The sequence below is a fragment of the Streptomyces sp. NBC_00576 genome, assembly GCF_036345175.1.
In the GTDB taxonomy this organism is placed as follows: Bacteria; Actinomycetota; Actinomycetes; order Streptomycetales; family Streptomycetaceae; genus Streptomyces.
Window position 1 is genome coordinate 9277112 of record NZ_CP107780.1, and the last position, 12239, is coordinate 9289350.

Sequence of the window (12239 nt, forward strand, 5' to 3'; positions counted from 1 at the left end):
CGAAGGGCCCATCACAAGGGCCTGCCCGGCCTCTGCGCCGCTGCTCGTCCCGGTACCAGGCTCAATGGAAGAAGAGAAACCCACGGGCAGCAACACTGGAGGTACGGATCATGCTTCGACATGTCACCGCGGGGATCGACGGTTCTCCCGAAAGCCTGGCCGCCGCGCACTGGGCGGCCCGGGAAGCCACGCGCCGGGGCGCCGCGCTGTGCCTGGTGCATGCCTGGGAGTGGCATCCGCGTCCGGCTGCGTCCGTGCCCGCGGACATGTCCGAACGGGCCCGGGCCGAGGACCTGCCGGAACGGGCGGCGGACAGCATGCGCGCCGCGCACCCAGGTCTGCAGGTCATCGGCCAGGCGCTGGCGGACTCGCCGGTCTCCGCCCTTCTCAAGGCGGCCGAGCAGGCCGAGCTGCTGGTCCTCGGCTCCCGTGGATTCGGCGGCGTCGCGGGGTTCCTGATGGGGTCGGTGTCGCAGCGGGTCGTCGCCAGGGCCCCCTGTCCCGTGGTGTTGGTGAGGGCGGGCGGGAGCACCGCCGATGAGCACTTCTCGGCACCGGACGGCATCTCCCCGGACGAGATACCCGGGATCCCGTACCGCGATGTCGTCCTCGGTCTCGACACCGGCCGGCCCTGCGACGAGCTGATCGAGTTCGCCTTCGACGCCGCTGGGCGCCGGGGCTCCTCGCTGCGCGTGATCCACGCCTTCAGCCGTCCGCCGGACTTCGCCGTGGCGGACAGGATCGTCCCGGTGAGCGGCCCGGCGCTACAGGCGGAGCACGAGCACGCCGTGGTCGCCGCGCTGCGCCCCTGGTGCGAGAAGTTCCCCGAGGTCGCCGTCACCGAGAGCGTCACCGAAGGACGTGCGGCCGACGAGCTGATCAGCGCCTCGGCCGGCGCGGCCCTCGTCGTGGTGGGACGCCGGATCCGCGAATCTCGTCTCGGTACCCACATCGGCCCCGTCGCACACGCGGCGCTGCATCACGCACCCTGCCCCGTCGCCGTCGTCCCGCACGACTGAACAAGCCCGGAGGGTGAGAGAGACGACCCGGTACGTGTACGTGTACGTGTACGCGTTCGCCGAGGGCGGCCGTGACATGGCGGACGTGCTCGGCGGCAAGGGGGCGAACCTCGCGGAGCTGACCCGGCTGGGGACTGCCCGTACCCCCTGGTTTCACCGTCACCACCCATGGAGCCCGGCCTGAAGACCGGCGTCTGCGGAGAACACGGCGGCGACCCGGACTCCGCGGCGTATCCCCATGCCGAGGGAGGGACCCGCACGGTCCGGACCGGCCCGGCGCCCGCGCTGCTGGAGGCGACCTGTGACGCCGCGGTCGTGGTCGTCAGCGCCCGCCGCGGACCCCAGCGGCTAGGCCGGCAACTGGGCCTGGTCACCCACACCTTGCTCAACCACTCCCGTTGCCCGGTCGTGGTCGTCCCCACCGGGACCGTGTAGAGGCGACTACGCGAAACCCACTGACCGCCCGAGGCACCTATTCCACAAGGAAGTTGGCAGCATGTCCCGCATCATCACCGCAGGCCTGGACGGCTCGCGTGAAAGCCTGGCCGCGGTGGACTGGGCGGCCCGTGAGTCCCTGCTCCGTGATCTGCCCTGCCGCCTCGTCCACGCCTGGGAAATGGAGTCGTACGCCTACCCCACCGCCTACGCGCCGCCGGCCGGGCCGGACCTGCAGCGCCACTGGGCGGAGCGCATGCCGCGCGAGGCCGAGGAGGATCTGCGCCGCCGCTACCCCGGCCTGCGGGTCAGCGCCGACCAGGTCGACGGGCAGCCGGTCCCGGTGCTGCTGGCGGCCGACGCCGACGCCGAACTGCTGGTCATCGGGTCGCGGGGGCTGAGCGGCATCGGCGGTTTCCTGGTCGGCTCGGTGGCGCTCTCGGTGGTGGCCCACGCCACCAACCCGGTGGTCCTGGTGCGGGCCGAGGAGCCGGACGCCTCCGGCCGTCGCCCTGCGGAGCCGCCGTACGGCGAGGTCGTGCTCGGCCTGGACCTGCGGCGGCCCGCCGACGCGCTGATCGAGTTCGCCTTCGATGCCGCCGCCCGTCGCGCGTCGGCCCTGCGTGTCGTTCAGGGCTGGACCCCGCCGGCCTACTACGGCCTGGACACCGGCTTCGGCTACACCTCCGGCGCCGTCACTCAGGGCCTGGGCGGCGAACTGGCCGTACAGGAGGCGGGCGGGCTGACCGACGCGCTGCGCCCGTGGCGGGAGAAGTTCCCCGGAGTCGAGGTGACGGAGAAGTCCGTGATCGGCGGGGCCGCCCACCACCTCGTGGAGGCTGCTTCCGGCGCCGGCCTGCTGGTCATCGGCCGCCGCAACCGCGATTCGGCGTTCGGCACGCACCTCGGCCCGGTCGCCCACGCGGTGATGCACCACGCCGCGGCCCCGGTCGCGGTCGTCCCGCACGACTGACCTGACATGACGAACCCTTCTTGAAGAGGGCTGCTCAGGAACTTCGGGAGCTGAGACCGGGGAGGAATTCGGATTCGTCGATGAAGGCGCGGGCGACGTCCGAGAGCCGGCGGTTGTCGGAGCGGGCGCAGGCCCTCAGGGTGGTGAAGGCCTGTTCCATGTCCGTGTGGCGGCGTTCGGCGAGTTTCCCCTTGGCGTGTGTCCTGAACATGGAAGGAAGTTGTTTGTAGGAGCAGTTTCCAGAAGTGATGCTGTGCGAGAGATGAAGGTTTTGTGGCCCTTCGGAGCCGCCCTGCGGGGGGAGGCTTCAAACCGCCTCATGCTGCGTTAGCTGAAGACTGTCGTGGTGAGCGATGAGGAAAAGGCGTCGTTAGAGGCGTCAGGTAGGGACCGGAAAGACGAACGCAAGTGAATCGCTGCTGACGTGTCGTAAGGAAAGCAGACGACATCGAAACCGGGGTGTGTCAAGAACTCCGGGATGAGCCTGGCGGGTGCCCGTCTATTGGCCAGGTGGTGTCCGGCATGGAGGCGACGTGAGTCCGGTCTGCGGCTCTCGCATGGAACAGGAGAAGGCAGGTCCGATACGCCCTGACGCACCGTCGGGGGAGAGGGAGTGCCCCAAGCGGTGGACACCGCAAGGGGTCGAGTACCGATGCGGACCCTGCTGGCAGACCGGCCCGTAGTAGTGACGAAGCCCCTGTAACGGGGGTGGAGCGAAGGGGCCGGGTCGTTCGTGACTGAGTTGATCACATCAACCGGGCAGCAGCCCGGGAGGAGTGCGATGGGCCAGTTGAAGTCTCAGATCAAGTCGTTTGATATCTCGAAGTGGGAAGTCAAGGAGGCGTGGGAGGAAGTCAAGGCCAATAAGGGCGCACCCGGCGTGGACGGGCAGAGCATCGACGACTTCGAGAAAGACCTGAAGGGCAACCTCTACAAGGTCTGGAACCGTATGTCATCGGGCTCGTACTTCCCGCCGCCGGTGCGCGCGGTGGAGATCCCGAAGCCAAACGGAGGCGGCATGAGATTGCTCGGCATTCCTGCTGTCGCCGATCGTGTGGCGCAGACCGTCGTGGCCCGGCATCTGATGCGAAGGGTGGACCCTGTATTCCACCCGGACAGCTATGGATACCGGCCTGGACGGTCCGCCTTGGACGCAGTGGAAAGGTGCCGGAAGCGCTGCTGGAAGCGGGACTGGGTGGTGGAGTTCGACATCACCAAGTTCTTCGACAGCGTGCCCTGGGACCTGCTGGTCAAGGCGGTGGAGACTCACACCGACGCCGTTTGGGTGAACTTGTACGTGCGGCGGTGGCTCGCTGCCCCGCTCGTCATGCCCGACGGCTCGCGGCTGGAACGGGAACGCGGGACCCCGCAAGGGGCCCCGGTGTCTCCCGTCCTGGCGAACCTGTTCCTGCACTACGCGTTCGATACCTGGATGTCCAGGAAGTTCCCGAGCGTCTGGTTCGAACGCTATGCGGACGACGCGGTGCTGCACTGCGTCACCGAGCGCCAGGCCCGTCATGTGCTGGCCGCGCTCAGGAACAGGCTGGTCGAAGTCGGGTTGCAGCTGCACCCGGACAAGACCCGGATCGTCTACTGCAAGGACTCGGACCGGCGTGGCTCCTACGAGCACACGTCGTTTACGTTCCTCGGGTACACGTTTCGCCCCAGGAAGAGCCGGAATCGGCACGGCAAGCAGTTCTTGTCGTTCGAGCCGGCCATCAGCAGACAGGCCCTGACCCGGATTGGTCGCGAGGTGCGTTCCTGGCAACTGCACTACCGCACCGAAATCTCCTTCGCAGACCTCGCCCGCAGGATCAACCCTGCGGTTCGGGGCTGGATCAACTACTACGGCCGGTTCCGGCCGTGGGAGTTGTTGCCCTTCTTGATGCGCATCAACGCCTACCTGGTGCGTTGGATCCGCCGGAAGTACAAACGGCTCGACGGCACGAAGAGGGCCCACGCGAAGCTCGTGGAGATCGCCAAGCGGTACCCACGGATGTTCGCTCACTGGAGCCTCTCCACCGACGCCTGCACGATCTGAAGATCAGGACGACAAGAGCCGTGTAACGGGAGACTTTTACGCACGGTTCTGTGAGAGCCGAGGGGTGAGATCCCCCTCGGCTACTCGATCTGTTCGATCAGGACGCGGCTGCTGAGGGCTGTCTGCAACGGCTCGTTGAGGAGCGTGCTGCGCTCACTGGTGCGCTGGTGCGCTGGTGCGCTGGTGCGCTGGTGCGCTGGTGCGCTGGTGCGCTGGTGCGCTGGTGCGCTGGTGCAGCAGGCGCTCAGCGACAGCGGGCCGATCCGGCTCCTCCGGGTCCTGCCCGATGCCGGCGCGGCCGTCGGAACCACGGCTGTCGAGGCTCTGCTACGTCGGCCCGGCCCGGCCGGGTGAACTCCGCGGTACGTCGGTCCGGTCAGCCCGGGTGACGCCGGTGGCGGCCAGAATCCGCTCGCCCGAGACAGCGTTGTCGTCCTGTACCGCCATGGCCATCGCGGCGCGTGCCGACGAGGGGGCCGTCTCCGGAGGGATCACCAGGAACAGGAAATGGTCCTGGTCGCCCCGGGTGACGATCATCGTGCTGTCCCCGACGGCGGACCAGTCGATGCGGACTGGATGCCCCTCGACGACCAGATGGCCCGGTGCGCTGTCCCACGCGCTCGCGTCGAGGCCGACGCGGGCGATGGGGCCCAGCCTCGCAGTCAACGCGATGAGCAGTCCCGAGAGCTGGCTCTCAGGGTCGCGCGTCCTCGGCCACCACGCGCCGTCGAACGTCCCCGTGCGCTGGGACGTCGTCTCCATCCGCAGGACCGCGGTGCCGGGGAGCACCGGCTCACTGCTGGTGTCTGCCAGAAGCCTGACGGGGTGCGTGGCGGGGAGCATGGCGACTCACTTCTCTCCCGTACGGGTCCGGCGCCGTGGCCGGAGCCTTCTGCGTCCCCCGTCACGGTGGTCGCTGGTGCCGCTCGTTTGGACACGACCGCGAGCCCTCTGCGTGGGCAGAGTCGCGATGCGATCGCTGTGGGTCGCGGTGAACAGCTGAATCGCGAGTGCGCCCAGAGCGATCATCGCCAGAAGCACGATGACGGTCGCGAAGGTCTCCATGCCTGTCACCTTCCTGTTCCTTCCGCCGGAATCGGCACGTGGCCGAGGCCGACCGTCGCGGGGCTGCGAGAGGCCGTAGGACGGGCGTCCTGCCCGCCTTCGGAATCCCAGACCCGCTCCCGGACCGAGTCCCAGTCGGCCTCGGCCGCGGTCCGGAAGAACTCCGCCTCCTGGATCAGGCCGCTCGCTGTGAGACTCCACGAGGGATCCGTGGCTGTGGTCATCAGCCGGGCGGCCGTGACGGCACTGGTCCCGGGCGGGATCACCAGGAGGTCCCAGCGGCCGACGGTGTAGGAGAGCAGAAGCAGCTTGTGCGGGTCCTGCTCGGCCCTGAACCAGCCGACCTTCACCACATGCCCGTGGACGGGTACCCAGCGGGGGACGACCGGCCAGAACGTGGGGTTCACGGTGACATGCGTGATCCGCCCCCACAGCGGGTCCAGAACCGCGACGAGCGCCGGGAGTTCAGCCGCCAGATCGCGGGAGCGTGGCCACCACGCGCCGTCGATCAACGCAGGGGCACTGCCGGTCGGCGCCAGTCGGAGCCGCAGAAGCGGCGAAGCGGAAGAGGGGATCCGGTCTTCGACCGCAGGCTTGTGGAACATGGTTGCGGTCATGACGCCGCCCCTGCCCCGGGCCGACCTGCACCGGCCCGGCGTTGTGGCTCACCGAGAGCGACATGAGCGGGAAAGCCCACGTACGAAGTGTTCTCGGTAATTCCAGAGTACTCCCGGCCAGGGCCCGGCCTCGGCGGAGAGGACGCCGTCGAGCGCGCCGGGACAACACCGCGGCGCCTACGGAAACATCGGCCACGAGGACCTCGATGCCGATGACCAGCAGTTAGCCCAGGCCCCCCCGGCTGTCGCGCCGATGATTCCCAGGACGACAGCGACAAGGGCGAAGAAGAGGAAGTACGCCACGACTCGGACACCTCCCTTGGACCGTGCCGTCGCCGCGCAGCGGGAAGCCGGAAGCGCATCCCACGAGGCCGTCCGTCTCAGCGATCACCATGGCGAAGCCCGGCCGCCGGATGTCGGCGGTGAGACGGTCCCGCTCAGGCCCTGCGCCTGCCGGCGGTTTGCCCGGACCGGGTCCCCGGCGGACACGCGGGCGCGGGGCGCGGAGCGCGGCGTCATGGTCGAGCTCGCCGCAGAGGTCCGTGTGAACGTGATCGCTGCGGTGGAACGGATGACGCCCTGGTAAGGATGCGCGCGACTGCCCGTACGTGGTGACTGTGCCGCGTCGGGCAGGAGGCGTGAGCGTTTGCGGGTGGAGCCTCTGCGCGGGGGAATTGATCGGCAAGAACCGCTAAAATCCTCAAAGGACCTGTATCCGGCGTCCGGTGACCCGCTCCGGGGTGATGCGCACCCACAGTTCGCGGTCACCACCCGCCCACGGCGCGGAGCGGGCCGCGCCGACGAGGTGCCGGGTGGCGGCGGGGTCGGTGACCCATTCGGCACGGCCGACGACGAGGACGCTCCAGCCCTCGCTCAGCGCCTCGTCGATGTGGTCCACCTCGAAGGCGGCCTCGGCTCCGGCGGCCAGGGCCGGTGTGGCGCCGCGCGCCGTACTGAAGGCGACCGCGCCGTCCACGACCGTGTAGTTGACCGGCACGATGGCCGGGCCGTCGGGCGTGGACACCGAGACGCGTCCGACGCCGTGTGTGGACAGCCGGGCCCAGCACTCCCCGGGATCCAGTTCCGTCAGCTTGGGGTGGTACGCGGCCTGCCCGATGCCGGGTGGCAAGTCGACGTCACTGCCGCGCAGTTGGGCCACGGTGGTCTCCAGCACGCCGGCCAGCCTGATCAAGAAGCCCGTGCCCGGGGACGCGGTCGGCCTCTCCTCCAGGTACCGCAGGTAATCCGGAGCCGTGCCCGCCCGCTCGGCCACCTGCTCCCTGGTGAGCCCCAGTTCCTCGCGCCGAGCTGCCACCCGCCGTCCGATGTCTCCGGCGTTCCTCGTCGGTTCCGGCATGGCCGATCACTTCCTTTCGCCTTGTCACTCGTCGGTCATGAGACGGGGACGCCGGTCACGGTCCAGGCGCCCGACGGCCCGGGTGGACCGGCTCTCCGCGCGGGCGGTGCCGAATCCGGTCAGCCCCGCGGCGAGAGCCGCTGCCAGACCGGGCCAGGACGGCGGCGAGGTCTCCAGGACGGCCCGCAGGAACGGCACGTACAGCGCGGCGGCTCCCAGCCCCACCGCGGCCAGCACCGCCCAGGGCAGGAAGGGGTTCTCACGGGTGAGCAACTGCTCCCGCAGCCCCAGTACAACGCCAAGCTGGGCGGCCAGCAACGCGAGGAACAGCGTGGTCTGCCAGGGTTGTCCGGTGTGGCGGACCCAGAGCCCCGCGGCGAGGCTCGCGGCGGTGACCACAGTGCCGAGGCGGAGTATCCGCTGCCACAGCCCGCCGCCGAGCACATGCTGCCCGGGCGGGCGCGGCGGGCGGCGCATGGCGTGCCGGGAGACCGGCTCGGCGCCCATGGCGACGCCCGTCAGCATCCACAGGATCTGACCGGCCCGCAGGGGCAGGGCCAAGCCGAACAGCGGGCCGAGCAGCATGACGAGGATCTCCGCGACGCCGCCGGCCAGGGCGTAGAGCAGGAAGCGGCGGATGTTGTCGTAGACCCTGCGGCCCTCCTCCACCGCCGTGACCACGGTGGACAGTTCGTCGTCGGCGAGCACCAGGTCGGCGGCCTGCCGGGCGACTTCGGTTCCCCGGCGGCCCATGGCCACGCCGATGTCGGCCTGCCGCAGCGCCGGGCCGTCGTTGACGCCGTCGCCGGTCATGGCGGTGACGGCGCCACCGGCGCGCCAGGCCTGGACGATGTCCAGCTTCTGCTGGGGAGTGGTGCGGGCGAACACCCGGACCCGGGTGAGGTCCGGGACCTCCCCGGCGGCCAGTTGTCGGCCGGTGACCACCTCGTCGGAGGCGGTGTCGCCGGAGACGCCGCTGCCGGGGCCGAGGATGCCGACCCTGGTCGCGATGGCACGGGCGGTGGCCGGATGATCGCCGGTGATCAGCACCGGGGTGATGCCGGCCAGCCGGCAGGCCGTGACGGTCGCCTCGGCCGCCTCCTTGGGTGGGTCGCTGATGGCCACCAGGCCCATCAGCCGCAGCCCGGTCTCGGCGTCCTCGTACCGGGCCGGGAGGTCCGCGCGCAGGGCCGATGCCACGGCCAGGACGCGGAAGCCCTCGGCAGCGAGTGCGGCGGCCTCCTTGCGGACGCGCTCCAGCAGGTCGGGGCTCTCGTCCAGGATGCCGCCGTCGAGCACCGCCTCCGGCGCGCCCTTGAGACAGACCTCCACCTGGCCGGAAGGGGCGCGGTGCAGGGTGGTCATGCGCTTGCGGAGACTGTCGAACGGCACCTCGCCGATACGCGGGTGCGCGGGCAGCAGTTCGTCACGGTCACGGCCGGCCTTGACCGCGGAGGCGAGCAGCGCGGCCTCGGTGGGATCCCCGAGCGCGGTCCAGGCGTCAGTACCGTCAGCGCCCTTCGTACTACCGTTCCCGGGTGGCCGCAGCGAGGCGTCGTTGCACAGGGCCGCCGCCGTGAGCAGGTCCTGTACGGCACGCAGCGCGGCGGGGTCGGGGGACTCGCCCGCGACGAGGACCTCACCGGCGGGCCCGTAGCCGGAACCGGTGAGCGTGGCCGTGCCCCGAGCGGTCCAGACCCGTTCCACGACCATCCGGCCCTCCGTGAGGGTGCCGGTCTTGTCGGTGGCCAGCATGGTGACCGAGCCGAGAGTCTCCACCGCGGACAGCCGCCGTACCAGCGCGTGGCGGCCGGCCATCCGCCGGGCACCGAGCGCCAGGCCGAGGGTGACGACAGCGGGCAGCGACTCGGGGACGGCGGCCACGGCGAGGCTGATCGCGACGACCGCCATGGCCTGCGGCGACTGGCCGCGGGCCAGGCCGAGAACGAAGACGATCAGGCACAAACCCACCGCCACCAGGGCCAGTACCCGGCCGAGGCCGGCCAGCCGGCGTTGCAGCGGGGTGGGCTCGGGGTGGGGGTGCAGCAGGGCGGCGATGCGGCCGAGAGCACTGTGTGGTCCGGTCGCGGTGACGGTCGCGACGGCCCGGCCCCGTACCACGACGGTACCCGCCTGGAGCCGTGCGGCGTCCGGGTCGTCGGCCCGCGCGTCCTTGTCCACGGGCACCGACTCCCCGGTCAGCGCCGACTCGTCGACCAGCAGCGCGGACGACTCGGCCAGCGAGGCGTCGGCGGGGACGATGTCACCCTCTCCGAGCACCAGCGCGTCGCCCGGTACGACGGCCGCGGACGCCACCTCGCGCTCGGTGCCGCCGCGCAGTACCCGGGCTGTCGGGGCGGTCATGGCGGACAGCGCGGCGACGGCGTTGTCCGCGCGTACCTCCTGGGCCACCGTTCCTGTGGACTGAGCGGGAGTGGGTCCTCTCAGCCGCGCGCCCCGAACGGTCTTGGGCGAGCTGGTCCCCGGCGTACTCGACCCCGGGGCGGCGACACGCATCCTGTGCGTGGTCCGGGCCCGGGAGGCCAGTTCCCTGCGCGACCTGGCCAATTGGGTACGGCCAGAGGCGACGGAGAGGCCCTGAACCATCCACTGGTGGAGCAGGGGCCCCGCCCACTGACGCCGCACCCGGTGTCCCAGGTCGCACGACCACGCTAACCCCAACGGCCCAGAGCACCGCAAGCCCAGGAGTCGACCATCACACGATCGAGCGAATTCGACCTTGTGCGCACTCCTTGGTGAGCAGTTCCCCCCCACGGCGGTGTTCGCCACGATCACCAGGGCGATGACCACCGCGTCCGCGTGGTCCCCGGTCGCCACGGTGAGCGCCACCGCCGCCAGCAGGATCCGGATCATCGGATCGCGCAGTTGCGCGCCGACCCGCGAGCGCAGCGGTATCCGGCGCTGCGCGCAGGGACCAGTGAGGGCCCACGCCCGCCACCAACTCACCCTCGTGCCCATGGCCGATCCCGCTTTCCGAACACGGCGGTACGCGTGACCCCGCAGCGACGGTCGCACACACACCGCACACCGGAGCGGGGCCCATCGGCCCGTACAAGGGGCCGATGGGCCCCGTTTGGCTGTCGCCGGAGGCCGACGAGTGCCGCTCCGACCGACGAACGTCCGCACTGCGGGCCCAGTTCGACAGTCCGCCACAAGTCGGGGAGATCCAGGCGACGTCCACAAGCACAGCCGCCAGTTTGTACCCCGGTCGGCTCGGGAGATGAGGACCAACGGCCCCTGCCGTGGGAGCCGGCCCCTGGCGATCCTTGCGGGGACGGCGTGGTCGGGCCACCACGGCCACGAACCCGGGACGCGACCGTCCGACGGCACTTTTGAGGAGCCGAGAAGACCATGCCTACGATGCCCCGCCCTGCGAAGCCGGAGAACCCGGCAGGCAAGTCCTCGACGAGTAGCCCGGCGGATCAACCACAGGAAGCCATCGACTCGCCCCGGTCGCCCGGCCCCGCCACGAACGCGCAGGCCCAGGTGCCGCGGTCGGCCGGCCGACGGTGGCTGATGCTGGCGCTTGCCACGGCCGGGTTCGCGGTGAACTTCTGGGCCTGGGCGCTGCTGAGCCCGCTCGGCCCGCGGTTCAAGGACAGCCTGCAACTGAGCGCGTTCCAGCAGGCGTTACTGGTCGCCGTGCCGGTGGTGGTGGGCTCGTTGGGCCGCATACCGGTGGGTGCGCTGACGGACCGGTTCGGCGGTCGGGTGATGTTCCCGCTGGTCTCCGCGGCCACCATCGTCCCCGTCCTGTACCTGGGGCTGGCCGGACACTCCTCCCTGAACCAGCTGCTGGTGGGCGGGTTCTTTCTCGGTATCGGCGGCACCGCGTTCGCGGTGGGGGTGCCCTTCGTCAGTGCCTGGTTCCCGCCCGAGCGCCGGGGGCTCGCGATCGGTGTCTTCGGTGCCGGGATGGGCGGCACCGCCATCAGCGCCCTGACCACGGTGAACCTGGTGAAGTCGCACAGTCTGGCCACCCCGTTCGTGGTGACCGCGATCGTGCTGGCCGGCTATGCGGCGCTGGCCGCGTTCCTGCTGCGCGACGCTCCGGGCAGGGCTGTGCCGGCCGGGACCATGACGGGCCGGCTCGCCGCCACCCTCAGGCTCGGTGTCACCTGGCAGGCATCGGCGCTGTACGCGGTCGCGTTCGGCGGCTATGTAGCCTTCTCCGTCTATCTGCCCACCTACCTCAAGTCCGGTTACGGCCTCGCGCAGGCTGACGCGGCCAACCGGATGGCCGGGTTCGTGCTGCTGGCGGTGGTGATGCGGCCGGTCGGCGGCTGGTTGTCCGACCGGCTGCGTCCCACCCGTGTGCTGGCCGTGGCGCTCGCCGTGGTCACGGTGAGCGCGGCCGTACAGGCCTTCGCCCCGCCGCTGGCCCCGCTGGGCACCATCGCGTTCCTGGCGATCGCCGGCGCGCTCGGCGCGGGCAGCGGTGCCACCTTCGCCCTCGTCGCCCTGCTCGCCCCGGCCGGCAAGGTCGGCGCCGTCACCGGCGTCGTCGGCGCGGCCGGCGGGCTGGGCGGCTTCGTCCCACCACTGCTGATGGGTTCCCTCTACGGCGCCTACGGCAACTACGCGCTCGGGCTGGCCCTGCTCGCCCTGATCGCCGCCACCGCCCTGGCATTCACCGCGACCACCGTCCGCAAGGCCGTCACCGGCGGCGTCCACCGCACCCCGACGGCCATCGCCCCGGCCTGAGACGAGT

Annotated in this window: 11 protein-coding genes and 1 pseudogene; 7 read left to right on the forward strand and 5 right to left on the reverse strand. The window is 70.8% G+C overall.

All coding sequences use genetic code 11. The features are described 5' to 3' along the window. Positions 1 to 110: 110 nt before the first annotated feature. The 4 genes and pseudogenes from OG734_RS40520 to OG734_RS40535 all read left to right on the forward strand — a co-directional run bounded on the left by OG734_RS40520 (position 111) and on the right by OG734_RS40535 (position 2427). On the forward strand, positions 111 to 1019 hold the full coding sequence (locus OG734_RS40520; protein ID WP_330292379.1) for a universal stress protein: 909 nt from the start codon (positions 111 to 113) through the stop codon (positions 1017 to 1019). Between the two features lie 34 nt (positions 1020 to 1053). Beyond that, positions 1054 to 1198: pseudogene (locus OG734_RS40525) on the forward strand (PEP/pyruvate-binding domain-containing protein); the annotation flags it as partial. Then, positions 1188 to 1454, forward strand: a complete 267-nt coding sequence (locus OG734_RS40530) for a universal stress protein (RefSeq protein ID WP_330292380.1) — start codon at positions 1188 to 1190, stop codon at positions 1452 to 1454. The pseudogene OG734_RS40525 and the gene OG734_RS40530, both read left to right, overlap by 11 nt. Before the next feature lie 61 nt (positions 1455 to 1515). After that, positions 1516 to 2427 carry a universal stress protein gene (locus OG734_RS40535; RefSeq protein ID WP_330292381.1) on the forward strand — a complete coding sequence of 304 codons (912 nt, stop codon included), beginning with the start codon at positions 1516 to 1518 and terminating at the stop codon, positions 2425 to 2427. 34 nt (positions 2428 to 2461) lie between these two features. Here the strand turns inward: OG734_RS40535 and OG734_RS40540 are convergent, their stop codons facing one another. Continuing rightward, the gene (locus tag OG734_RS40540; RefSeq protein WP_330292382.1) at positions 2462 to 2638 is read right to left on the reverse strand and encodes an ANTAR domain-containing protein; all 177 of its coding nucleotides are present in this window, start codon (positions 2636 to 2638) and stop codon (positions 2462 to 2464) included. A gap of 570 nt (positions 2639 to 3208) precedes the next feature. Between OG734_RS40540 and ltrA the strand changes: the two genes are divergently transcribed. Next, positions 3209 to 4468 (forward strand): group II intron reverse transcriptase/maturase, encoded by a 1260-nt coding sequence (gene ltrA, locus OG734_RS40545; protein ID WP_330289555.1) that lies wholly within the window; start codon positions 3209 to 3211, stop codon positions 4466 to 4468. 327 nt (positions 4469 to 4795) lie between these two features. On the opposite strand, the gene OG734_RS40550 is transcribed toward ltrA, so the two are convergent. The 4 genes from OG734_RS40550 to OG734_RS40565 all read right to left on the reverse strand — a co-directional run bounded on the left by OG734_RS40550 (position 4796) and on the right by OG734_RS40565 (position 9919). Next, positions 4796 to 5311: a DUF5994 family protein gene (locus OG734_RS40550; protein ID WP_330292383.1), complete on the reverse strand. Its 516-nt coding sequence runs from the start codon at positions 5309 to 5311 to the stop codon at positions 4796 to 4798. 227 nt (positions 5312 to 5538) lie between these two features. Next, complete coding sequence (locus OG734_RS40555; protein ID WP_330292384.1) at positions 5539 to 6150, reverse strand: DUF5994 family protein; 612 nt, start codon at positions 6148 to 6150, stop codon at positions 5539 to 5541. 700 nt (positions 6151 to 6850) lie between these two features. Then, positions 6851 to 7507, reverse strand: a complete 657-nt coding sequence (locus OG734_RS40560; RefSeq protein WP_330292385.1) for a helix-turn-helix domain-containing protein — start codon at positions 7505 to 7507, stop codon at positions 6851 to 6853. 24 nt (positions 7508 to 7531) lie between these two features. Then, positions 7532 to 9919 carry a cation-translocating P-type ATPase gene (locus tag OG734_RS40565; protein WP_330292386.1) on the reverse strand — a complete coding sequence of 796 codons (2388 nt, stop codon included), beginning with the start codon at positions 9917 to 9919 and terminating at the stop codon, positions 7532 to 7534. 391 nt (positions 9920 to 10310) lie between these two features. On the opposite strand from OG734_RS40565, the gene OG734_RS40570 reads away from it, so the two are divergent. Together OG734_RS40570 and OG734_RS40575 are read left to right on the forward strand one after the other, a co-directional pair. Beyond that, complete coding sequence (locus OG734_RS40570) at positions 10311 to 10523, forward strand: hypothetical protein (protein WP_330292387.1); 213 nt, start codon at positions 10311 to 10313, stop codon at positions 10521 to 10523. Between the two features lie 521 nt (positions 10524 to 11044). Beyond that, a complete protein-coding gene (locus tag OG734_RS40575) occupies positions 11045 to 12232 on the forward strand; it encodes an MFS transporter (RefSeq protein ID WP_330293963.1) in 1188 nt (395 codons plus the stop codon). The last annotated feature ends 7 nt before the right edge of the window (positions 12233 to 12239 follow it).

Coding starts and splice junctions, on each gene's coding strand:
- OG734_RS40520 (WP_330292379.1), top strand. CDS start 111: ATGCTTCGACATGTCACCGCGGGGATCGACGGTTCTCCCGAAAGCCTG.
- OG734_RS40530 (WP_330292380.1), top strand. CDS start 1,188: ATGGAGCCCGGCCTGAAGACCGGCGTCTGCGGAGAACACGGCGGCGAC.
- OG734_RS40535 (WP_330292381.1), top strand. CDS start 1,516: ATGTCCCGCATCATCACCGCAGGCCTGGACGGCTCGCGTGAAAGCCTG.
- OG734_RS40540 (WP_330292382.1), bottom strand. CDS start 2,638: ATGTTCAGGACACACGCCAAGGGGAAACTCGCCGAACGCCGCCACACG.
- ltrA (WP_330289555.1), top strand. CDS start 3,209: ATGGGCCAGTTGAAGTCTCAGATCAAGTCGTTTGATATCTCGAAGTGG.
- OG734_RS40550 (WP_330292383.1), bottom strand. CDS start 5,311: ATGCTCCCCGCCACGCACCCCGTCAGGCTTCTGGCAGACACCAGCAGT.
- OG734_RS40555 (WP_330292384.1), bottom strand. CDS start 6,150: ATGACCGCAACCATGTTCCACAAGCCTGCGGTCGAAGACCGGATCCCC.
- OG734_RS40560 (WP_330292385.1), bottom strand. CDS start 7,507: ATGCCGGAACCGACGAGGAACGCCGGAGACATCGGACGGCGGGTGGCA.
- OG734_RS40570 (WP_330292387.1), top strand. CDS start 10,311: ATGACCACCGCGTCCGCGTGGTCCCCGGTCGCCACGGTGAGCGCCACC.
- OG734_RS40575 (WP_330293963.1), top strand. CDS start 11,045: ATGCTGGCGCTTGCCACGGCCGGGTTCGCGGTGAACTTCTGGGCCTGG.